Origin of the sequence: Rhizobium sp. BK376 (genome assembly GCF_004341625.1) — a bacterium.
Taxonomy (GTDB): domain Bacteria; phylum Pseudomonadota; class Alphaproteobacteria; order Rhizobiales; family Rhizobiaceae; genus Rhizobium.
In genome coordinates, this window is record NZ_SLZG01000014.1 from 1 (window position 1) to 22,167 (window position 22,167).

The following is a 22,167-nucleotide window of genomic DNA, read 5'->3' on the forward strand; positions in this document are numbered from 1 at the left end:
TCCTGAAAAGCCCGGTTACTACAGGCAGCGCGAAGGGTTGGCCTCGGTCGTACAAGCTGCTGGAGAACGTAGCACGGGCGTCAGGAAGACCGCAGCGTTGGCTCAGGCGCCTGGTTCCAATATCACTTATCTCTTTGCAAAGACGGGTGAAGAAGGCGAGTGAACAGTCGTGCGATCGCGCCGTTTTCCATTTAGGGTGTCACGGGTGGGGCGGCGCGATAGGTGAGTATGTGTCATTGCACGATGGGACCTCTGCGACGATGACCAAGCATCTCGGAAGATCACCAAATCGAGCAGGCGTGAAAAGGTTTGAGCGATCGGTCACGATCCGTAAGACTGAAATTCCCTTCATGCTTCATGTATTCCCAGACGGATCTTTCGGCACCAGCAGCCGATCCGGAGGATGAGCGTCGTCGCGTTTGAAGATTAGCGTGTTTATCGGTCCGACCTACAAACCTTCAAGGCCGCGAAGTCAAACATCCCGATTGCAACAATCGAGGTTATCAAGAGGCTTGAGCGCGCGACGCCTTCGATAAGCCTGCTGTCTACAAGTGTCGGAACAGTAAAGGGCATTTTTGCCCAGCGGACTGAAAACCTTTAGGCAGAAGAGGCATCGTCGATCGCGAAGGCACTCTTCGATACTCGGTACTCCGCGGCGCCTGAGGTAAGCTTTTTGTTTGCAGGTTTTGGAGCAGTAGCAAGCGGTCTTTCGGAGCGATGTGAAGGCTTCACCGCATAACTTGCAATGGGACACGATAAGCGATCGGCTTCGACTTTCCGACCTATGAATTGTATTGTGGCGCACCTTGCATTTCCGGCTACAGACGTAAACGACAGGAGCAACATACCGCCGATGAGTACGAACCAGCCTACCGCAAACCTGGCACGGCAAGGGTTCGCGCCATTCGTCGTCGTCATGAGGATGGCAGGAAGAGCAAAAGAAAGCATTGCGCTTGCGAAAAACGACACTGTCCGAACCGACCGTTGCAGAACACTGGGAGTTCGAGCATTGCATCGCAATCACCGCTGTTATTGCCTCCTACAGAGTTGGCAGCATATCTTTCAATAGTTTCCTGGGGAAGGTTGCTTCAGGCGGAAAGCCGCCGGGACCTGAGCTAAGGGCCAGTGATGCGTTATGTTGCGGCTTCTGATGATCTCAAAACCTCCCAATGTAGACACTGGATTAGTCGATGCGTTCGCCGCCCGGATCCTTCCTGAAGAAGTCACACTCCTAGGCGAAACCGTACGAACATCTAACCGTTTCCCTTTCATGACAGACGGGCACAGCGAAATGAACGAGGCGGTCGAACCGTCGCAGGAAACGGTATCCTTCCCGTTCGACAGGATGACGGTCTCTAGGTTCCGGCAGACGTTTCCCAACGCTCGCTGGAACGACACTCTCCTGGCATGGACGGTCCCCGGCAAGACTGCGCGAAAACGTATCGACCGATGGCTCGCGTCCGAAGCCGACCGCCGGGCGCCATACGAAGAAGAGCGAGGCCGCGATGCCTACGAGTTCGAGCCGATTCTCAGCCCATACTTGCAGGTCTATGACCGAGGTTTCCGCATTAGGACCCCGTTCTCTCGAACGGTTGTCGACGAGATCCGACAGATACCCTTCTCCCGCTGGAACGGCGAGGAAAGGGTTTGGGAGATCCCATTCGCTTCCTACGACGATCTTCAGCACCGCTGGCAAACGATAGAGGAGGCGGCTAAGCGATCTGAACCGGAAGAACGGCGACGACGTGCTGAGGCTCGCAAGGGAACCGAGGAGGAGGCCAAGGCCAAGAGGAAGACGTCCGAGCGGAGAAAGAAGCGACTGCCTGTCCCGAGCGACGATTTTCCGCCGTTGGAGCGGCCGGTCGCAACGACGGCATACGGGATCGTCGTCCTAACTGAAATCACGGGAGAATTCGTCGATGCCGACCAAGTGGCCGAGCATTACCCTGATGTCGCCGACGATCACGTTTGGGCACAATGGCGGGCGGCGACGCTGGAAGAGCTCGTCCACACATGGCCGGCGCGCACGGGACCGGGCGATTACGAGAGGCTTCGCGGGTGGTGGCAGCCGACACTCGACGAGCTGCGGGCTGCCAGGAGTTCCGCAAAATACAGAGAGCGGCGGCCCGGCCGTCGCAAGATCATATAGGACACGATCGCGTTGAGCGCGTCGACCCGTCCACGAGGTTCGATCGCCGAGACGGTTTGATGCAAGAATACAACAGCCCGCGGGATCGCGCAGACAGTTCCCTGGAATTTAGGGGTAAGCGACTATTCAAACTCGACCGTGGTATTTGGTAGGTTATGGCTGTCCGTGTCTCCGCGAACGCTCACACGCCTGGGACCTGGACGGCCATTTTTTCTTACGAAGGTGTTTTGCCTCATGGAGCGAGTGGCGCGCAGCTTCGGGCATCATCAAAGTCGAGTGGGTGTTAGGCGTTATCGCAGGGATTTGCAATCGGTGTTGGGAGATGTTGAATGACCAGACTTGCGGACACGGTAGCGGTCGTAACAGGCGGCGGCAGAGGTATCGGCCGGGAGATAGCACTGCAGCAGGCCCGGGAGGGTGCAAGGGTAGCGGTGCTTGCGCGGACGGTTCCCGAGATCGAGGAAACCGCTTCGCTTATCAGGGGAAATGGTGGGACAGCAATTGCTCTTGCGACTGACCTGACACAGCTTTCCGAGGTGCAGAACGCCTTCGCCCGCATTGCGACTGATTTGGGACCGGTAGACATTTTGATTAACAATCATGGCTCGTTCAGCGCTTTCGGCCCAATATGGGAATGCGATCCCGCTGTCTGGTGGCAGGACGTGGAGATCAACCTGCGCGGAACCTTTCATGCTTCCCGCTCAGTGGTTCCGACGATGCTGACCCGGGGCAGGGGACGGATCGTAAACCTGGTCGGCGGAGGAACGGGCAACAGCTTTCCGCATGGGTCCGGCTACGCGTCGAGCAAGGCCGCCATCATGCGATTCACGGAATGCCTGAACGATACGACCCTCTACCGCTGCGTGCGTGCGTTCGCGGTAGACCCTGGTCTGGTTCGCACCTCCATGACAGAGCAGCAACTGTTCTCAGAAGAGGGGAAGATGTATCTGCCGGGGATCCAGCAGCTTTTCGACGACGGGGTCAACGTAGAACCGTCGCGGGCTGCGCTTCTGATCTCCGACATCGCTGCGGGCCGCTTCGATGCCCTTGCAGGTCGGCTCCTTCGAGGAGTTGATGATCGCGATGCGCTCGAAAGCGAGATGGACGACATCGTCGCGATCGACGGGAGAACGCTTCGTTTCAGCGCTGTCGAGCAACAGAAGCTCTAAGTCTGTTCCTCGCCGTTCATGCCGGATTTCCCGGTATCGGCGTCAAACCGTTGGAGCGATCGCATCGCGCCTCGCAGCCGGAGGGCCGACACATCGGCATAGGGGAGGCAACGGCGGAGTTGAATGCTGCTATTTTTATGATGCGCGAAATGCCAGGCGTGTCAGCTATCGTCTTTTGCTCCGATGCCGTCGTCTGGTACCTATCTCGCCGAGCGTGCGGTCGGCTACGCAAGGAAGGCCCGGCCCACTCGAGCACTTTTCCTGGAGTTGCGTAGAGGCGCCTATGCCCCGTTGGGCCCTCATCATTTCCGTCGCGCCCACTCGGAACGCATCACGGAAAGCAGGACCCTGGGGGGGCCAGCCGGATACCCTTGATTAGCAGAGCTTTTAAAAGCGTGACGTATCTGAGCTAGTCAATCGTGACACGATTTCCGGGATTCGCACCTTTGACCAGCGGGCTACTCACAAATCCGCTCAATAGGTACCCGAAGCCTAGTCGTTCGGGTATTTTTGCGCTTCCCGCGCATTGCTCAGGGCGGTAATGGCATCGTGATTGCCTGTTTCCGCTGCCGCCTCGAAGATCCTGATCGCATCTGGATAGCGCTTCATGTTGAGGTAGGCATAGCCGCGCAGTACCATGAGGTCGATCCGCTCGGGCTGGATCTGGCGAAGCTGGTCGAGATAGAGAATGGCCTCGCGATAGCGCTTGGTACCGAATGCGTTGGTCGCGCGGTTCGTCAGAATTGCGGTTTGAAGCTCGAGGGCGCGCTGGCGGTTCTGTGGTGCCTTGGCTGCGGAGACTGCCGCCTGGTTGGAGAGGCCAAGCCGGAGATAGGCGAGGCTCTGGCCGTAGGCGGCGTCCTCGCGCGCCTGGGGCACGTTGCTGCGCAGAGCGACATCGAAAGCCGCCGCGGCCTCTGTTGGGCGGTTGAGGTTCATCAGGCACCAGCCGCGCGGGAGCGCAGCAGCAGGGGCCAGCGTTTCGGGGTCGATCGTGGTCGAGCAACCCTGTGGAATTGCCGGACGTGACGTACGGGTGGCGACGACCCTTGCTACGCTACGCGAAGCCGCAGTCCCTGATACATCCGGCGATTGCGGCGCGTTATAGATCGCCGGCGTCGAGGGCTCACGGACTTCCACCCGCCTCAGATTTTCGATTGCCTGCGTATGGTCGCCATCGACATTTGGCCTGGGCAGCGGAATTCTCAGGTCCTGCTTGGGTTGCTCGACTTCGCCGAGATGCTCGATGCGCGCGGAATGTCCTGCCCAGAGCCGCTGGATCTCGGTGACACCCGCCTTGTCGTTCAGCTGCTGTCGGGTTATCGCCAATCCATAGGCGGAAGGTTCATCATCCGGCTTCCAGCGCAATGCGGTTTCGAACCATTGCGCAGCTGTCGGAAACTGCTTGAGCGTGCGTGCATACCAGCCGAATTGCTGTGCCGTCGGAACATTGCTCTCCTTCAGAACAACGGCCGCGATCCGTTGCAGGATCTCCGGCTGAAGCGCTGGGGGCGGATCGAGTGCAAGCAGGTTTGCCGTGGCTGCGAGATAGGTCGACGTCGCATCCTTCGAGGCATCACGCCAGCGGTACATGACGTCCTCGGCCTCCTGCGGGGACTTGCGTGCAATCAGCGTCAGAGCAAGGCCTTGAGAGGCCGATGCGGTATCCTCTTTCGCACGCGCGGCGCGGAACCACTTCTCGGCTGTCGGCATGTCTTCGCGGCGCAGGGAATACCAACCGAGCAGGAGCGCGTCGGAAGCAAGCCCCTGGGTCTGGGCGATCTGCTCGACACGGCTCAGGTAGTCCGGCGAAATCACGAGCTTCGGATCATCGTTGGCTTCCGCTACGAAACGGCGCGCGAGATCGTCCCTGATGGCGTCGAATTCGCGGCTGCCGTTGGGCAGTGGCCGTTCCAATGCGACAAGGTCCTGCATGGCAGTGTAGGGCAATAATGCGGATGCCTTCTGGACGGTCGCCAACCGCTCGGAAGGATTGTCGCAATTCTTCAGGATATAGACATAGGCGTCCCGTGCCCTCGGCAGGCGATCGGTGTGAGCAAAGGCTTCTGCCACGCGCCAGAGCACGTCCACTTCGCTGCAGGTCAGTAAGCTTGGCGTCGCAGCACCGAGTTGCACGACCATTTCATACTGCTTCTGGTCCGAGGCGGTGATGAGGTGCGCTCTTGCCTCGGCCACGCTCAGACGGTCAAGCAGATCGGCTGGCGGTTGCCAACCGGCTTCTGCGGCTTGCCTGTTCGCGATCGCCTTGCGTAGATCGGCATAGCGGGACTCGGAATAGAGTTGCCACATCGCCTCCAGCTGCTGATCCCGATTTTGCGGAACGGCAAGCGGATCGGTCGGCGGCGTCCAGGTGGGATAAAGTGCGCGCAGGCGCGATATCTCCGCCTGCAGGCGGGCCTTGTCACCGCGGCTTGCGAAATATCGCAGCGCACTTTCATCGACAGTAGGCTGTTGCGCATTGGCCTGGGTCGGGGTTCCGGCTGGAGCGGGCGCGGCGGGCTGAGGATTGGCCTGGGCGACTGCGGAGGCGTCAGCGTCCGCAGGAGCTGTGGTTTGCTGATCGACAATGGCTTCCGCCCGAGGCTTTGCATCTTGCTGCGCATCGGGCTCAGATTGCGCCTGGTCCGCTTGGGCTAGTTCCTGCTGATCTGATGGCTTTCTATCGAGCGAGCTGAAGTCGGGACCGCTGATCCGTCCCATCCGCATCAGTTGAGCATTCTGCACAGGCTCGCTGCTGCCCAGAATTCTGTCTCTCCATTCCGCTATCCGCTCACCATTTTTCAGGCCGACGAAAGCGGCCGTTCCGATGACGGCGACAGACAGCAGAATGAAGGACAGCTTCATAGGCACCTCGATATTTTCCCTCAAAGGCGAGCCCAAACCGTTGAAGTGCGGACAGACATATGTGCGTCGAACGAATGACCTGACGGACGCAGGAGGTTCCGCCCCGCTACCTAAAAGGTCATAGTATGGTTAATGATCCCCTAAGATTTCGGCGTTGCACACGACTTGCATTTGATTTCGCTACTATAATCTCCGACCGGCATTTTCATCGGCGCCTGCCGAGGTTGGATAGAAGCGCTGCCGTCGCCAGCCCGAGCAATATGGAGGAACCGACGAATAGCACGGCATAGGAGAGAATGTTGGTCGACAGCCAGTTGGCAGCGATCAAGCGATAATTTGCCAGAGATGGTTCCTGCGACGGGATGAAATCGAAGCGAGTGACCGGCACTGCGGCGATCTTGTTCGTTCCCGCCGTATAGGTGGTGATATGCCCGGCGATCTGCGGCCAGCTTGTCTCGGTCGACATCGCCGACAGACCGTCCTTGAGATCTCCGCTTGTGGGGGCGGCCACAACCGTCCAGGTGCCGCCGCCGTTCGGGCTTGCGCCTTGGGCGACCATCAAAGTCGTTGCGTTCTGCGGCGTGAACGTCTCTTCCGCGCTGGGCACGAATCGCAAGGAACTTAGCGATATGTCGAAATTCCTGCGCATCCAGTCTTCGAAGACCGATATCTGGCCGGTCCAGCTGCCGCCCCTGACTTTTGAACGCCACTGGTCGAAGGTGGCACGCGTATCGGCGTCAGCCGTTTGCCCGCTCGCGGCGGGCCGCCAGGAAGCCTGGGTCGTCGTTGCGATATTGAGTTGCGAGAGCGCGATCGATGGTATTTGCGAAATTGCACCGATAAACAGTGCATTGCGATCGCCGATCGCAGCGGGCGACGCCACGGCATCGACCGAAATGGGTCCGCCGGCCATCATCGCCAGCCGCCCTAAAAAGGTCGCCGTCGCCGAAAGCGTGTTCTCATCGGCTCTGTCGATGAAGAGCGGCAACTCGTCTGTCGCGCGGTTATAGGGATAGGCGGTGCCTGCCATCGCCGCCAGATTGGGCCGCTGTCCCACGCGAGCAAAATCCGGCATGTGAAAGACCGAGGTGTCGAATAGCGCGAAGCGCGGCTCGGTGGAGGCGGTCGCTCCCGGGATGCAAGCCTTGTCGTCACTGGTTTGCAGCACCGCCTCGAACGAAATCGCATTCAGACCGGGCTTGAAATGGCGCAGCGTCACCCGGATCGGCAGATGGCGATAGATGCCGCCCCCGGGATTTGTAATCGGAACGGTCGAGGCAATGCTGCCATTGACGTAGATATCTATATGGCTGCCCGGCAATACAGAAGGTGCGTAGGCCGCGTCCAGCAGGATCGTCGCCTCGCCATAGGCGTTTGCATAGAAGTCGGAAGGAACTGCGATCTGGAAATCGGTACGGAAGCGTCGGCCCGAAAATTGCGTGGTGGCGACGCCAAGCTGTGAAAAGGGAACATCCGTATCGGAAAACAGAAATGGCGCATCCGGAGCCCGCCACCGTTGCGTTACCAGGACATCCCGGCGCACGTTCGGAGAACGGTCGGCGGGTTGGACAAGGCTTTCAATCGCCGAGCCGATGGCCTGCCAGGAAGGGCCGCTGACCAGCAGCACGGGCGCTCCGGTGCGCGGATCATTGATGAAGGTGACAAGCGGCCCCGCTTGAGCCGCAACGGGCAGAGGGGAGATCAGCGGAGCGATCTCCTGGCTCGTCCCGACAATGACAGCAAGTCTTCCTGATCCGGCCGAAGGCATGCCGCTACGATGGAAAACGAAGGACTGGTTGGGCATGCCGCTGAGGACCGCGATCCCTTGAACCAGCCGCATCAATGGCTTCGTGGTCCCCGGCTGCTCGAGGGCCGGCACGATGAAGTCGAATTCGGTCTTGCCCTTCTCGTCCACCCCGATGGCGCGCACGCCATCGACACTCGATAGCCTCGCGGCGTCGGGCCCCCCAAAGCTCAGATAGGTGTGGGCCGGATCGACGGCGGTCCACAGTTCGTAGGTGGACTCAATGCTGCAATCTGTCCTGTGGCGCTGATCCGCCATCATAGTGATGAGATTGGATCCCGCCTGAAGCAGACCTGCGGGAACAGCAAAACCGACCTGCGAGGGGCCATCCGGCGACCGGATCGGCACGTCGCCGACCTTCTGGTTGTTTATCATAACGGAAAGCTTTGAGATTTCCGGCGCCACCACGATGGCGTTCTGATAGGCGAGATTGAGCTTTGCTGGCGCGCGCGCCTGCTCCGGCGTCAGATAGATCGTCCATGTTCGCCGGTCCAATTCGCCACCAAGGCTGAAGTCAGCGTCCGGGATCAGAAACCGATGAAACTCGCCTGCCTTGGCCACTGATGCGGTATTTTCGGCAGGCGGCGCGGGAATGACCGGCGCGGGCCGCGGTTGAGCCGCAGGAGGCGGTGGCGGCGGAGCGGCGGGCTGCTGAGCCTGTTGCGCTTGCGGACGAGGAGCCACGGCGGGCGCAGGCGACGCGGGAGCCGGGGGGGGAGCGGCAGGCTGCGGCTGTGGAGCCGGGCTTGCCTCCTTCGGCCGCTCGGTCGACATGTCAAAAGGCGCCGGCTGCTGCTGGGCCATGGCCGGCGAGCAGATCAGCACAGTGTTCAGCGCGAGTGCCGAGACAAGGACGATCGCCTTCATTCGCCCGGTACCCCTACGGTCTGACGTTGATCCTCCTCCTTCGGCTTGAGACTGCGGAAGAAGTAAACGAGCCCTCGGCTTGTCTGATAGAAGGCGACGCTCAGGAACCAGATAGTGCCGCGTATCAAGCCCGGATTGCGGCGCCGCGACAGCTGGAAGCGAGTCCACTGATCGGAGTTGGCGAATATGAGATCGGCGATCAGCCTGTGGTCGCGGGCGTTATGGGGCAGATAGAGGCAACCGATCGACGTAATCTCGCCGGACGCCTTTATATTACGCACCGCGATTGGCAGCGTCTCCTCGTCGGCCCCGCTATAGGGCCTGAACTTGATGGCGCCGCGGGCATCGATTTCCAGCGGATCGAAGGTCTTACTGAAGACATGAAGACGGGCGCCATGCACCGATACGTCTTCGATGGAGGCCGGATGCCACTTGTCGCCGATGCCGAATTCGCAGCGGCGGTTGACGCGCACGCGGCGGGAGGACGATCGCTCGCCTCGCTCCGATACCACACCAAGCGCACAGCCGGCCATGATCAGGTTGAGCAGCGTCCAGCCTCCGACGACAAGCGTCACATCCGCCTTGTAGGGTTCGGCATAGACGCGGTAGATCGCGACACAAAAAGCGACGAGCAGCACACCGAAGATGACGAAGAACGGCCGGCTGATCTCAGAGAGGCGGCTCACCGAGATGGATTCGTCCTTCGCCGTCACTTTGAAGGTCGGTTTCCTCGGATTGAGGATAACCGACACGACCGCCGGCAAGAGGTGCACGGTCTGCACATATTCGTAGAGCTCGGAGATCCACGGCCAGCGGAACGAACCATAGAGATAGTTCTGCATCATCAGGTTCACGAGCATGTAGGTGAGCGTATAGGCCAGAAACTCGCCGCCCGACGACGTGAAGATTTCGAGGTTGAAGAAGAGATAGAAGAGCGGTGCGAAGAGGAAGATCGTTCGCGGGAACGGAAACAGCCAGAACAGCGTCGACGACATGTAGCAGAGGCGCTGCGGAATGGAGAGGCCGCCCTTCAGCAGAGGGAAGCGGAACCGCAGGATCTGCATCATCCCCTGTGCCCAGCGGCTACGCTGACCGATGAAGCTTGCAAATGTCGCCGGCTGCAATCCTGCGATCAGCGGCTTGTCGACATAGATGCTGTTCCATCCGCGTGAATGCAGCGCGATGGCCGTCTCGCAATCCTCGGTAATGCTGATGCCGCTGAAGCCCTTGGTCTCCTCCAGCGCCGTGCGCCGCAGGACTGCGGCAGAGCCGCAGAAGAAGGCTGCGTTCCACTTGTCGAGCCCGCGCTGAATGATGCCGTAGAACATTTCGTTCTCGCTCGGCATCTTGTCAAAGGTCTGCAGGTTGCGCTCGACCGGATCCGGATTGAGGAAGAAATGCGGTGTCTGGACTAGAAAGAGCTTCGGATCATCATCGAAATAGCCGACGGTCTCGAGCAGAAAATCGCGCGCTGGCGCATGATCCGCGTCGAAGACGGCGATCAGTTCGCCCTTCGAGTGTTTCATGCCGTTGTTGAGATTGCCGGCCTTGGCATGCTCGTTGCGGTCACGGGTCAGGTAGTGTGCGCCAAGCTCCTCGCAAAGTTGCGATAGCTGCTCATGCCGGGCGGTGGCAGCCTGTGATTCCAGGAGATTGTGGGCATTGCGCTTCTGCAGCGTGCCACCGTCATCGAGAAGCCAGACATCGATCCTGTCCGAGGGATAGTCCATGCTTTTGGCCGCAGCGAGCGTATTGGCAAGCAGCGCCGCTTCCTCGTTGTAGCTCGGCACGAAGACATCGACATGCGGAAATCTGTCTTCGGATGCAGCACGAGAGGGACGTGGAGGCAGGGGCATGGCGACGACGAAAAGGCTGAGCGCGCCCATCATCACGCTGTACATTTCTGCAAGATAAAGAAGGAAGCCAGGAATGAAATTCTCCGGCTGGTTCAGCGGCGGCAGGGTGCTTGTCGTTCGCCAGAAGACATAGCGCAGAATGATCGAACTGCCGAAAGCGAGCGCTATCAGCCGCCACGAACCCTCGCCCTTCATGAACTTGATCAACGCCATCAGGATCACCACCGAAACGCTGGTGATCAACTGGGTCTGAAGATTGATCGGCAGCGTAATAAGGGTGACAACGCTGATCACGACTATGAGCCAGACGATGACACTGCGGACTTTGCGCATCTCATTTCCCTTTGCTATCCGAGGCGTTGTCGTTCGAAATCAATGCTCCGGGCGGGTGGGATATTTTGGATGACAGGTGGCGAACGATTAATCACTTGCATGCAGTTCCCTCCGCCGCGGTCGTCGCACAACCCGGTCCGGGAACGACGACCGAGGCCGGCTTGGCGCCCTGCGCCGCCGTCGTCGGCAGTGGGACGATCGGGCCCGTCGGAGAGCTTGCCGCTACCGGCTGTTGCCGTGCGGCGGATGGCGTCGATACTGCTGTCGCCTGCCTGTAGATCACGGGCGCTGTCTGTGGCTGAAGAGCAGGCGGCAGCTGGCTGGCATTGCTTGATGGTATGCCGGGATAGATGGGGCTTTCCGTCCCGCCGAGAGACGCATCGATCTTGGGCGGCGCGTCATACGGGTTCCATCCCTCTGCAGGAAATGTGCCCGTTATCGTGTAGCGGTACATGACGCCCAGCAGCTGCTGCTCGGTCGAATGGGCATCGCAGAGCCGCAAGCGCACCTGGATCGTCCCCCGGTTCTGGAAGGCCGACTGGGAATTCGCATTCGAACGGATTTGCTGCCAGGCATAAAGGCATGTGTCGCCGGTCCGGCTTCTGCCTGTAGCGTAACCGAATGGCCCATAATTGTTCTGCACATAATAGGGCGAACGGGACATAACGACGCCGGGGAACTCATGGCGCATTTCACTCGCGATGCTGGAGTCGCGTATCGCGGTGTAGGACATGCTCTTCTGGTCGTCATAGTCGAGACCGACCGGACCGAAGAAGGATATGCGCAGCACGTTCTGGCCCGGAGTAGAGGCCGATGTGAACAGGAAAATATCCTGCCGTACCGCATTGTTGAAATGGTGCTGAATGACGTTGACGATCGCCGGGCCGCCCGGGGGAGGCAGAGCGAAGGCCTGATCGTTGGACACGGTTGCGGCCCCGTCGGGAACGCGGATACCATCTTTCGATGCACAGCTTGAAATTGCAGAGGAGGCGGAGACAAGAAATACGCCGCACAACAAGCGCGCCGCCATACCCTTCGCTTTATCGCCAATCGTCCGCCGCGACGAAGGCTGTCGAATCAGGTGGTGCAAGTTCATGCCGTAGACATAACTAATTACGCTTCATAAGCAATTGCGAAATCACATCAATTCGAAGTCTGTCCCTTCAAATCCGTGACGTGGTTAGGCGTAGCCGATCACTTGGACGAATTGTTCTATTTTGAAGCGAACCGATCCGCTGAAGCCATTTTCGCGATGCGAGGCTGCACCCGATGCCTGAGGCGCGGATTTCTTGACAAGCCCGTCGAGAAAGAGAAGATGCGTGCTCGTCAATTCTTCGCCTGTCCCACAGAACGAAGGACGGCGCGGTTTCGTACTTCCGGAGGAAATACATAGATATTGGATGCTCACCCGTGATTGGGGTCTGGATGAGCATGATACGCCGCGACTGATATTGGGCCGTGCGCTTTCACTGAAACACAAATTTTGAGACGGCATTCGAGGAGAATTTGGAAATGACAAGCGGGATGGAGATTTTCGGCACTGGCACATTCGTCGGCCGTGTCTGGCGATCGGACGTAAGCGGCCCTTCGGTCGTGGTGGTACGGGATGGTGCAGTTGTTGACATCACCTCGAAGGAAGCGCCGACCGTGCGCGATCTTCTGGAGAAGGATGATCCGGCCGCCTTTGTGCGCCAACAGAAGGGCGGGGCTCTCGGCAGTCTTGAGGGGCTGCTAAACGGCACGGAAGTTTCTGTCCGGCTGCTGGCTCCGGTCGATTTGCAGGCAGTCAAGGCCTGCGGCGTCACCTTTGCCCGCTCCATGGTCGAACGTGTGATCGAGGAGCGCGCGGCCGGCAATCCCGATCTGGCGTTGAAGATTCGTGAAAAGGTGAGTTCCATTATCGGCGACAGTCTGCGCAATCTGAAGGCAGGGTCGCCGGAAGCAGCAAAGGTCAAGGCTGCACTCATCGAGGAAGGCGTGTGGTCGCAATATCTTGAAGTTGGCATCGGTCCGGATGCCGAAGTCTTCTCGAAATCGCAGGTCATGTCGTCAGTCGGCCATGGCGCCGATGTCGGCCTGCACCCGATTTCCAGATGGAACAATCCTGAACCGGAAATCGTGCTCGCCGTCGACAGCCAGGGCCGCGTCAAGGGCGCGACACTGGGCAACGACGTCAACCTTCGCGATATCGAGGGTCGCTCGGCGCTGTTGCTCGGCAAGGCGAAGGACAACAACGCCTCTTGCTCCATCGGTCCGTTCATCCGGCTCTTCGACGAGACCTACTCGCTCGACGACGTGCGCAATGCGGATCTCGCCCTTAGGATCGAAGGTGAGGACGGCTATGTGCTCAACGGCTCGAGCTCTATGAAGGAAATCAGCCGTGATCCGCTCGACCTCGTATCGCAGACGATCGGTCGTCATCACCAGTATCCGGATGGTTTGGTGTTGTTCATGGGGACGTTGTTCGCCCCCGTAGAAGACCGCGACACACCCGGTCAGGGGTTCACCCACAAGGTCGGCGACGTCGTCACCATTTCGAACGACAAGCTCGGTGCACTCCGAAATCGAGTACTCTTGTCGACTGAATGCGATCCCTGGACGTTTGGGACCTCTCATCTGATGCGGAACCTCGCTCAACGCGGATTGCTCTAAGCCTCCCTCAAGTACCGCCATTTGCGAATTCTCACGCCGAATAGGGGACCAGACTGTCTGGTCCCCTATTTTTTAAGGGGCATCCAGATTCCTCTGGAACCATTTGGGACCTGCAGCGTTGTTTGGGGCTTGAAGTGTAATTGTCAAGCTCGACGGCAAAACCGATGACATGAGAGCGGGGGGCATTCAAAGTAATGAATATGCGACACTTCATATGAATCGCAATGACATGGCTGTTGGAGTTGCCTGGAGCGTGGAAGACCGTTTCCGGCTGTTGGTCGATACGATCACAGATTATGCGATCTATATGCTCAACCCTGAGGGTTATATAGCGACCTGGAATGCCGGTGCGGAGCGCTTCAAGGGCTACAAGGCTGACGAAATCTTAGGTGAGCATTTTTCCCGCTTCTATCCCGAAGAGGATCGGCAGGCCGGCCTGCCGGCCAGGGCTCTCGCCATTGCCAAGGCCGAAGGCCGATTTGAAAATGAGGGCTGGCGGATCCGCAAGGATGGAAGCCGTTTCTGGGCGCACGTCATCATCGATCCCGTGCGTACCCCTGATGGCCTCCTGGTCGGATATGCCAAAATCACACGCGACCTGACCGAGCGCCGGCAAGCGGAAATGGAGATAAAGCAGAGCCAGGAGCAGTTTCGCATCCTTGTTCAGGGGGTCACCGATTACGCCATCTATATGCTCGACCCGGAAGGCAAAATCGTCAGCTGGAACGCTGGCGCTCAACGCATCAAGGGCTATTCGTCCGAAGAAATTATCGGCCAGCATTTTTCCCGCTTCTACGCCGAAGAAGACCGGCTGAGCGGCGAACCGCAGCGGGGGCTTGCGATCGCTACACGTGACGGGCGCTTCGAGAAAGAGGGTTGGCGCCTGCGCAAGGACGGAACTCGCTTTTGGGCGAGTGTTGTCCTGGATGCCATCCGCGACGAGAGTGGCCGCCTTATCGGATTTGCCAAGGTGACGCGGGATATCAGCGAAAAGATGAAGACACAGCGTGCGCTGGAGAAGGCACGCGAGGAACTTTTCCAAGCCCAGAAGATGGAGGCGATAGGTCAGCTGACCGGTGGCATCGCCCATGATTTCAACAATCTTTTGATGGCCGTATTGGGCAGTCTTGAAATCGCTCGAAAGCGCCTGCCACACGACACGTCAGTCATTCCGCTGATTGATAATGCCATCCAAGGCGCGCAACGTGGCGCCGCCTTGACGCAGCGCATGCTGGCATTCTCCCGGCGTCAGGAGCTTCAATTCGAGCAGGTGGATGTCAATGCGCTGCTCAGTGGGATGAGCGAGCTGCTGCAACGATCTCTCGGTCAGACCGTATCTGTCGACATGGATTTGCCGGATCAATTGCCACCGATATCCAGCGACCCCAATCAGCTTGAAACCGCAATCCTCAATCTTGCCCTCAACGGTCGCGATGCCATGTCCGGCAAGGGACAGATCCGCATTTCTGCAAGGCAGCTGGCGATCGCTCAAGACGCTTGCTCCGGACCGGTGTCGCCTGGTCATTACGTCTGTATCGCGGTTGTCGATAGCGGGGAAGGGATGGATCCGGAAACCCTCCAGCGAGCAACAACTCCCTTTTTTACGACCAAGGGAATTGGCAAGGGAACCGGCCTTGGTCTCTCGATGGTGCTCGGATTGACGGAGCAATCCGGGGGAAAGCTTCTGCTGAAAAGCGAAAAGGGCCAGGGAACGACGGTAGAACTCTGGTTTCCCGTCAATGAGTTACCGGTTCTGGCTGAAGTTCCAGACGAGTCGCCGCTGGTGCGACCCCTGATATCAGAGATGCGTCTTCTTACCGTCCTGGCGGTCGATGATGATGGCCTCGTTCTCATGAATACGAAGTTGATGCTGCAGGATCTCGGCCATCGGGTCCTAGAAGCCGATTCCGGCCTCGATGCACTTGCCATATTGCAGCGGGAGCCGGTCGACCTGGTGATTTGCGACCATGTCATGCCGCGTATGACGGGGTCGGAGCTCGCGACCGCCATCCATGACCAATGGCCTGATGTGCCAATTATTCTCGCGACTGGCTACGCGGAATTGCCGACAGAGGTCCGGGAAGCGTGGCCCAGACTTGCCAAGCCATTCTCACAGAGCCAACTGGCCGAAGCCATCGCCCGCACCATCCATTGACGGGCATCAACTGTTGGCAAGCAGCGCGACGGGGAGGCGATCCAGGATTGCCGCCAACGGAAATTCCCGCCCCGCATCGATCTCATTTTCCAGAATGACATTCCGCATGCCCTGACCTCGGCAGGAGGCTGGGAGCAGGACAGCTGTGTCGCCCCAGAAATCAGCGCAGGACCATTCGTCGTCCCCTAGGTAGAAAACCAGACGTGGTGCCAAGACTATGACGAACTGATCGCCGAGCCGGCGCAGGAAAGCGATGACATGCTCGCTCCCCGCGCCGCGAGCCTGCAACGGTTCATAGTTTCCGTCACGAAGCAGGGCGGCGTTCTCTCGCCGGTACCGAAGCGTGCGAGCAATAATTTGCTGTTTCAACACGCCGCTCGACAGTGCCGCCTCATTTGTCGAGGTTTCCGATGTCATCAAGTGCCGAGTCAGTCTCGGGAGATCGGGCATGCGGCGATTGTCGGGATCGACGAGGCTGAAATCCAACCCTTCCGAGCCTTGATATATGTCCGGCACACCTGGAGCTGAGAGCTTGATCAATGTTTGCGACAGCCCGTTGAAAAGCCCGGCGCGAATGAAGGGGCGAAGGGTTCTGCGGAAATCCAGCTGGAACGCGCTGTTTTCAGATGACAGCAGGGACCGTGCGTAATTCTTGACGGCCGTCTCATATGGTTCGTTCACGGCGCTCCAATCGGTGCGCAGCTTTGCCTCCCGGAGCGCCTTTTCGACGTAACCCAGGAATCTGGCCTCAAAATCCGTCGGCAATTGGTGTCCGCTTTCCAAACCGGCGGGCCAGGCGCCCGCCAACGCCTGATAGAGCATCCATTCCGTCTCGGCATCCGGGGCAGGGCCGTCGGACAGATGCCGAACTCTGGATTTGTTGATCTCGCGCCATCGCCGAACTGCCGCTTCCCAGACATCAGGAGCTTCGCTGATGGCGTAGAGGCGTGCCCGCGCGTCCTCTCCGCGTTTCGTGTCATGAGTAGAGGTTGCCGAGAGGCCATGGGGTTGAGTGGCTATCCGCTCAATCATCAATTGGTGGAAACGGTCGAGACCGAAATCTCCGCCATCCACCTCACCGCCGACTTCATTCAACCCAAGCAACCGATTGAAACGATAGAACATTGTGTCTTCGATCGCCTTGGCAGTCAGCGGCCCCGTCAGTTGCTGCAGGCGGCGGCGGAATTCAGCGGCTATCTCCAGGTCTGCCGTCGGTGTTTCACCGCGAAAAACACGATCGAGGAAGGCGAGAGCTCGAGGGTCCGGTGGCTGCCGCAATTCACGGACGCTGATGATGACGTTATTCCAGAGACAGAGGTTCGCGTCATCGAGCCCATTTTTCGTCCCGTAGGTGCGGTAGACCGGGAAGGCGATCAGGATCTCCATTAGCGCGTCTTGGATCGCTTTCTCCGATGGGCCGTCTTCCCGCTGCGTGCCGGCGATATCGAGAGCCAGCTTGAGCAGGTTGTTTGCCTCGACCGCAAGATTTGCGGCAATGAGCTGCTGTTTCGCCTGCCGGGCGCCATCCTGAAAATTCAGCCTCTGGCCTGTGACGTCGGCATAAGCCAGATCCAACCTGTCCAGGCCGCGAGTGTCGACCAAGGCGTTGCTGAGAGCTGTGATGAATTCGTAGCCAGTGGTGCCGGAGATCGGCCAATCAGAGGGTAGTTGTTCGTCGGCCGCCAGTATTTTTTCGGCGACAATATAAGTGTCTGGGCCGACCTCCTGCCGAAGGCGATCGAGATAGGCCTTCGGATCGACGAGACCGTCGATATGATCGATCCTCAGTCCGTCGACCTGACCGCTTCGGACCAAATCGAGGATGAGACGGTGCGAGTCTTCGAAGACCTTCTCATCCTCGACGCGCAGTCCTGCCAGACCGGTCACCTCGAAGAAGCGGCGATAGCTGAGTTCATTCGGTGCATCAAGCCAATAGAGCAACTGCCACGACTGGCGATCAAGGACGCGCTGTAACGCTTCGCGATCTCCCGACAGATGATCGAGTGCCGTCTGAAGAGACGCGGTTACTCCCTCTCTCGCAAAGAGGTCCCGCAAGCTCTTATGAAAAGTTGCCGCATTCTCAGGAGTGGCGGCGACGGCTCGCTCGAGGATTTCTGCGGGAAGGGGTAACCCTGCATAGGTGGCGGGATGGAGCGGAATGAGATTGTCGAAATAGGCGATCGTCAATGCGCCCGCGGCTGCGTCGAGAGCAAATTTCAGATCGCCCGCTTCGATGACCTTATCGAGTGGCTGCCCAAGGATCGGCAGGGTGAGACGACGCCTCCAGTTGATGTCGAAGTAATCGGAAAACGGGCTTTCAGTTCCCCATTCCACGACGCTGCGCCACCAGGAGTTTTCAAGCGACGCCGCCATGTGATTGGGGACGATGTCGATGATGAGGCCTAGTCCGGCTGCGTGCAGGCTGTTTGCCATCGCCTCGAAGCCGTGCCGTCCGCCGATCGCTGGATCAATCTCATTGGGATCGATGATATCGTAACCATGGGTCGAGCCCGCGGTCGCAGTGAAGACTGGGGACGCATAGAGATGGCTGATGCCGAGGCGCTTGAGATAGGGTATCAGCGCGGTCGCCCGGTCAAAGGTCATGCCGTTGCGAAATTGAATGCGGTAGGTCGAGCTCGGAATGGTCATTGCGCGTGCCGCAAGACAATTGCCGATGGGAAGGTGCGCTCAGTTGCATGCGCACGCGGCAACTGGCGCGCAAGCTTCGGCGCCCGTGTTTTCAGTGGCGGATGGGACATGTTCCAGGATCGCTCGACGGTTAACTTCGAACGTAGAAACTTGCAGCCCTGATTTAAGTTCCCTGCGGCAAGGGACACAGAGATGGGCGCGACGCCCTTGGGCAGCCAAAATTCAGTGGGTCGAAACCGGCTGAAGTTGCGATTGGCGGCTGCGGGCGGCGGTCAATTCGCTGGTGGTGTGGTTCAGCCTGTCGGCCAAAACGCGCATGATCTCGACCGCCATTTCCGGAAAGTCGCTGAGCAGCTTCAGAAAATGTTCCTTGCTGATACGCAGCGCTTCGAGACGCGAGGTCGCCTTTACGGTTGCCGTACGTGAGACGTCGCAAAGGATTGCAATCTCGCCGACAATGGAATTCACCTCGACGTCAGCGACCTTGATCTGGCCGGCCGGACTGTCGACTAAAATATCCGCTGTGCCGGTAAGGATCACATAAGCAGCGTCGGCCATGTCGCCCTGATGGAACAACGTCTGACCGGACTGATAGGTAACGCGATCGGAGGTGAAGGCCAAAAGTTTGAGCTTTGCCGGTGCAATGCGGGCAAAGATCGGCACCCGCTTCAGCATTTCAACTTCATCTTTCAGAAGCATAGACGTTCAAACCCCCAGTTTACGCGCTCTTCTAGATTATTACGATAACAGTTCTTTGAACATACCGTTCTTCTCTAAAAGATCGTTGCTTGTGCCGCTTTCGACCAGGGCCCCATGATCGAAAACGAGAACGCGCTCGAAGAGTTCCGCCAAGGTCGGATTGGAGAGAACCCAAATGACCGCCGGCTTGTAGTCGTCCCCGTGCAGATCGTTCAGAACGGTACGCACGATCTGGTCCTGAAAGCGGTGATCGAGGCCAAGCAGTGGACGATTGAAAACCATGTAGTCCGCGCGCTTCAGCAAGGCGCGGGCAAGATTGAGCTTTTGCCGTTGGACGATCGTCAGCCGCTTGCCGCCCGAGCCGACATCGAAGTCAAGGCCGATGGACAATACGCTATCCTGCAGCCCAAGCCGATCGAACAGATCGCGCATGATGGAATGAATTCGCTCCGGCGCATCCGCCTGCTGATGAGCGATCCTTCCGAAAAGCACGTTATCCATCAATGTTGCCGACGCGATGAAGCGTTCGGGATCGTAGCGCTCTATGACAGCATTGAGATCGGCGGGGATATGTTCATGGAATTCGGCGCGCGCTGCGACGATCTTTGCCATCAATGCGTCGGTTAGCAGGCCGAAGCGATGCCGGGGTTCGATATAGGAAAAACTCAGGCGGATGATCGCCGCGCGTTCTTCGGGCGTTGCCACCTCGAAACCGCGGCCGTTGAGCTTCTGCAACAGCGCCTGATAGTCCGGAATATCGTCAGCCGTCATGAATGTCAGTTGCTGGAAGAACGGATGGTCCGGCGGCAGATCGTTGAACAGTTCCACCGTGTTCTCGGCGATCTCAAGACCCATCGTATAGAGCTCGACGTCGAGCCCCGTCTTCTTGAAGAGTGCCTGAAAATAGGGATGGGCTGCCAATTTCCTGTTGGTCATCAGCGGCCGCTTGAGCGTCCCGAACAGAAGGTTTTCGCCGACCGTTGCCTGCGGATTGTAGGCCGTGAACTCGAAAGGCACGACGAGCCCGTCAAGATCTTCCTCCTTCAGCTTCTCCAACAAAGCATGACGCAGTTCGACGATGCGGTCCGTCATATCAGCGTGAGCAATCGTATCCACGGAGGAGCGTAGCGCCATGTCGAAAATGTCTTGCGACATCAACACTGCATCGAGAACCGGGCGAATGACGGTATAGATATCATCCGGGCCGGTTGCGCCGGCCGACTGATAATCAACCCAGTCACTCTTCAGATCGAGTTCGGGATTGGCGGCCCTACGCGCCTCCGCCATGGCCCATTTGAAGCGCGTTGCCTCCGCTCCTTCGTATTCATAAGGCTTCAGCGGTGCGTGCTTGAGGCCATAGAGAATATTGTCGCGCAGCGTGCCGTGGAAGAAATAGGTATCGGCGGAAGCATAGGCAATCCGCCGGCCGGCCACAGCCTCCGGCATCTCCAACACATCACGGCCATCGATCGCGACGCGGCCGGTATCCGGCCAGACCAATCTGGCGAAGGCTTCCGCAAGATACTCGCCGCCGCTCCCACTTTCGCCGACGATCGCCACGCTCTCGCCCGGGTTCATTTCCAAGGAGACATGGTCCAGAACGCGAGCGCCGGTATCGTCGGAAACAGTCAGGTTTACCACCGTCAGCGGGTGCTTCAGATGCGGAGCCGGCTCCGACGAAACGCACTGGATGGCCGGATCGATCAACCGATCGACACTGAACTGCTCGACCACCTGATTGTATTTGACCTGCACGTCCTGGCGCGACTGATCCCAGTCGATCAATTCCTTCAACGGACCGGGTAGATCCTTATAGGCGTTGATGACGGCGACGAGCTGACCGATATCGAGCCTGCCCTGAAGCGCAAGAAAACCACCGATGGAATAGAACAGGAACGGCGTCACCTGGGCGAGGAAGTTGTTGATGAACTTGACCAGGAACTTCCACTGGTAGAGGTCGTAGCGGATCTTGAAGATCAGCCCGAGACGCGCCGCAATATCGGCCCGCTCGAAATTCGAGGTATCATTGCCGTGGATAGTCCCAATACCGTCGACGATTTCGCCGACGCGACCGGAAAGCTCACGCGCGGTCAACTGCCGCTGCCGGCCGAGATCAAGGAGGCGCCTGCGCATGCGTGGGATGACAATAGCCTGAACCGCGACAATCCCCGCAGCGATCATACCGAGCCAGAAATTCTGCATGATGATGAAGACGAGGGCGGTGACCGCTTGCCCGCCAAGAAGCGCAGGCTGGACGAAGGCGTCGCCGGTGAAGCCGCCCATCGGCTCCACTTCATCCTTGATCATCGTGGCGATCTCGGCAGCCTTGACCCGCTTGAAATGCGCCGGCGGGAAACGCAGCACGCGATCGACCAGCTCAAAGCGGATGCGACGAAGCATGCGCTCGCCAAGCCGGCCCTTGTAGGTGTTGATGTAAAGCTTGAAGAGACCGTTCAGGACCACCAGCGCCAGAAAGACCAGGCTGAGAGCAATCAGCATCTGGAAGCGTGTGAGCTGCAGGCCGTGGAAGACCTCGACATGGCCAAACAGCGGCAAGTCGTAGGCGATGTGCATGAAGGTCTGGGTGGCGCCCCTGGTCTCGAATCCCTTGCCCTGGATAGGGCCGTTGACGATCTGCTTCGGCAGATCGAAGGACAGGAAATAAGGCACCATCGACGCCGCCACGACGAGCAGAATCCAGATCTGCTCCAGGCGGGTATTTGACCAGATATAGCGTGCTAGGCTTTTTTCCATTGCAGATCACATACTTCCATAGTCGGCGGTCCGCACGGCTCGGTGTCTGAAGAACGTCGTAAAAATGTAAAGGAGGTTCATCGCAGGTACGTGCCCCCTACCGCGGGAAACGAGAAAGGGCGATTGTCTGCCCGACCGATCCCGATTCCCTGAGATCTCAGTTTATATCACAACCTCCTGCAAAACGAGGAGGGATTGATCTTATAGGATAATTC

General features: G+C 58.7%; 11 protein-coding genes. 4 read left to right on the forward strand and 7 right to left on the reverse strand.

The features are described 5' to 3' along the window. Positions 1–1,291 precede the first annotated feature (1,291 nt). Both EV561_RS25255 and EV561_RS25260 read left to right on the forward strand, forming a co-directional pair. Positions 1,292–2,149 carry a hypothetical protein gene (locus tag EV561_RS25255; RefSeq protein ID WP_245512917.1) on the forward strand — a complete coding sequence of 286 codons (858 nt, stop codon included), beginning with the start codon at positions 1,292–1,294 and terminating at the stop codon, positions 2,147–2,149. Positions 2,150–2,478: 329 nt separating this feature from the next. Beyond that, entirely contained in the window at positions 2,479–3,318 is an 840-nt protein-coding gene (locus tag EV561_RS25260) for an SDR family NAD(P)-dependent oxidoreductase (protein WP_132525662.1), read from the forward strand. 492 nt (positions 3,319–3,810) lie between these two features. On the opposite strand, the gene EV561_RS25265 is transcribed toward EV561_RS25260, so the two are convergent. The 4 genes from EV561_RS25265 to bcsN form a co-directional block, all read right to left on the reverse strand. Then, entirely contained in the window at positions 3,811–6,183 is a 2,373-nt protein-coding gene (locus EV561_RS25265) for a tetratricopeptide repeat protein (protein WP_132525932.1), read from the reverse strand. A 205-nt stretch (positions 6,184–6,388) separates the two neighbouring features. Continuing rightward, positions 6,389–8,854 (reverse strand): cellulose biosynthesis cyclic di-GMP-binding regulatory protein BcsB, encoded by a 2,466-nt coding sequence (locus EV561_RS25270; RefSeq protein WP_132525664.1) that lies wholly within the window; start codon positions 8,852–8,854, stop codon positions 6,389–6,391. After that, a complete protein-coding gene (gene bcsA / locus EV561_RS25275) occupies positions 8,851–11,043 on the reverse strand; it encodes a UDP-forming cellulose synthase catalytic subunit (RefSeq protein ID WP_132525666.1) in 2,193 nt (730 codons plus the stop codon). The genes EV561_RS25270 and bcsA overlap by 4 nt, the downstream gene beginning before the upstream one ends. Positions 11,044–11,134: 91 nt before the next feature. Further along, positions 11,135–11,968, reverse strand: coding sequence for a cellulose biosynthesis protein BcsN (gene bcsN / locus EV561_RS25280; protein ID WP_165927912.1), 834 nt, complete (start codon positions 11,966–11,968; stop codon positions 11,135–11,137). 587 nt (positions 11,969–12,555) lie between these two features. Between bcsN and EV561_RS25285 the strand changes: the two genes are divergently transcribed. Together EV561_RS25285 and EV561_RS25290 are read left to right on the forward strand one after the other, a co-directional pair. Then, positions 12,556–13,695 (forward strand): fumarylacetoacetate hydrolase family protein, encoded by a 1,140-nt coding sequence (locus tag EV561_RS25285; RefSeq protein ID WP_165927913.1) that lies wholly within the window; start codon positions 12,556–12,558, stop codon positions 13,693–13,695. Positions 13,696–13,924: 229 nt separating this feature from the next. Next, on the forward strand, positions 13,925–15,850 hold the full coding sequence (locus EV561_RS25290) for a PAS domain-containing sensor histidine kinase (protein ID WP_245512919.1): 1,926 nt from the start codon (positions 13,925–13,927) through the stop codon (positions 15,848–15,850). Positions 15,851–15,856: 6 nt separating this feature from the next. Here the strand turns inward: EV561_RS25290 and treY are convergent, their stop codons facing one another. The 3 genes from treY to EV561_RS25305 all read right to left on the reverse strand — a co-directional run bounded on the left by treY (position 15,857) and on the right by EV561_RS25305 (position 21,952). Next, positions 15,857–18,499: a malto-oligosyltrehalose synthase gene (treY, locus tag EV561_RS25295; RefSeq protein WP_132525674.1), complete on the reverse strand. Its 2,643-nt coding sequence runs from the start codon at positions 18,497–18,499 to the stop codon at positions 15,857–15,859. A 222-nt stretch (positions 18,500–18,721) separates the two neighbouring features. Next, positions 18,722–19,198 carry a cyclic nucleotide-binding domain-containing protein gene (locus EV561_RS25300; RefSeq protein WP_132525676.1) on the reverse strand — a complete coding sequence of 159 codons (477 nt, stop codon included), beginning with the start codon at positions 19,196–19,198 and terminating at the stop codon, positions 18,722–18,724. A 39-nt stretch (positions 19,199–19,237) separates the two neighbouring features. Then, the gene (locus tag EV561_RS25305) at positions 19,238–21,952 is read right to left on the reverse strand and encodes an ABC transporter transmembrane domain-containing protein (RefSeq protein WP_132525678.1); all 2,715 of its coding nucleotides are present in this window, start codon (positions 21,950–21,952) and stop codon (positions 19,238–19,240) included. Positions 21,953–22,167 lie beyond the last annotated feature (215 nt).

Bases quoted from the DNA above. Each gene is read 5' to 3' on its own strand.
- EV561_RS25255 (WP_245512917.1), top strand. From the start codon at position 1,292: ATGAACGAGGCGGTCGAACCGTCGCAGGAAACGGTATCCTTCCCGTTC.
- EV561_RS25260 (WP_132525662.1), top strand. From the start codon at position 2,479: ATGACCAGACTTGCGGACACGGTAGCGGTCGTAACAGGCGGCGGCAGA.
- EV561_RS25265 (WP_132525932.1), bottom strand. From the start codon at position 6,183: ATGAAGCTGTCCTTCATTCTGCTGTCTGTCGCCGTCATCGGAACGGCC.
- EV561_RS25270 (WP_132525664.1), bottom strand. From the start codon at position 8,854: ATGAAGGCGATCGTCCTTGTCTCGGCACTCGCGCTGAACACTGTGCTG.
- bcsA (WP_132525666.1), bottom strand. From the start codon at position 11,043: ATGCGCAAAGTCCGCAGTGTCATCGTCTGGCTCATAGTCGTGATCAGC.
- EV561_RS25285 (WP_165927913.1), top strand. From the start codon at position 12,556: ATGACAAGCGGGATGGAGATTTTCGGCACTGGCACATTCGTCGGCCGT.
- EV561_RS25290 (WP_245512919.1), top strand. From the start codon at position 13,925: ATGGCTGTTGGAGTTGCCTGGAGCGTGGAAGACCGTTTCCGGCTGTTG.
- treY (WP_132525674.1), bottom strand. From the start codon at position 18,499: ATGACCATTCCGAGCTCGACCTACCGCATTCAATTTCGCAACGGCATG.
- EV561_RS25300 (WP_132525676.1), bottom strand. From the start codon at position 19,198: ATGCTTCTGAAAGATGAAGTTGAAATGCTGAAGCGGGTGCCGATCTTT.
- EV561_RS25305 (WP_132525678.1), bottom strand. From the start codon at position 21,952: ATGGAAAAAAGCCTAGCACGCTATATCTGGTCAAATACCCGCCTGGAG.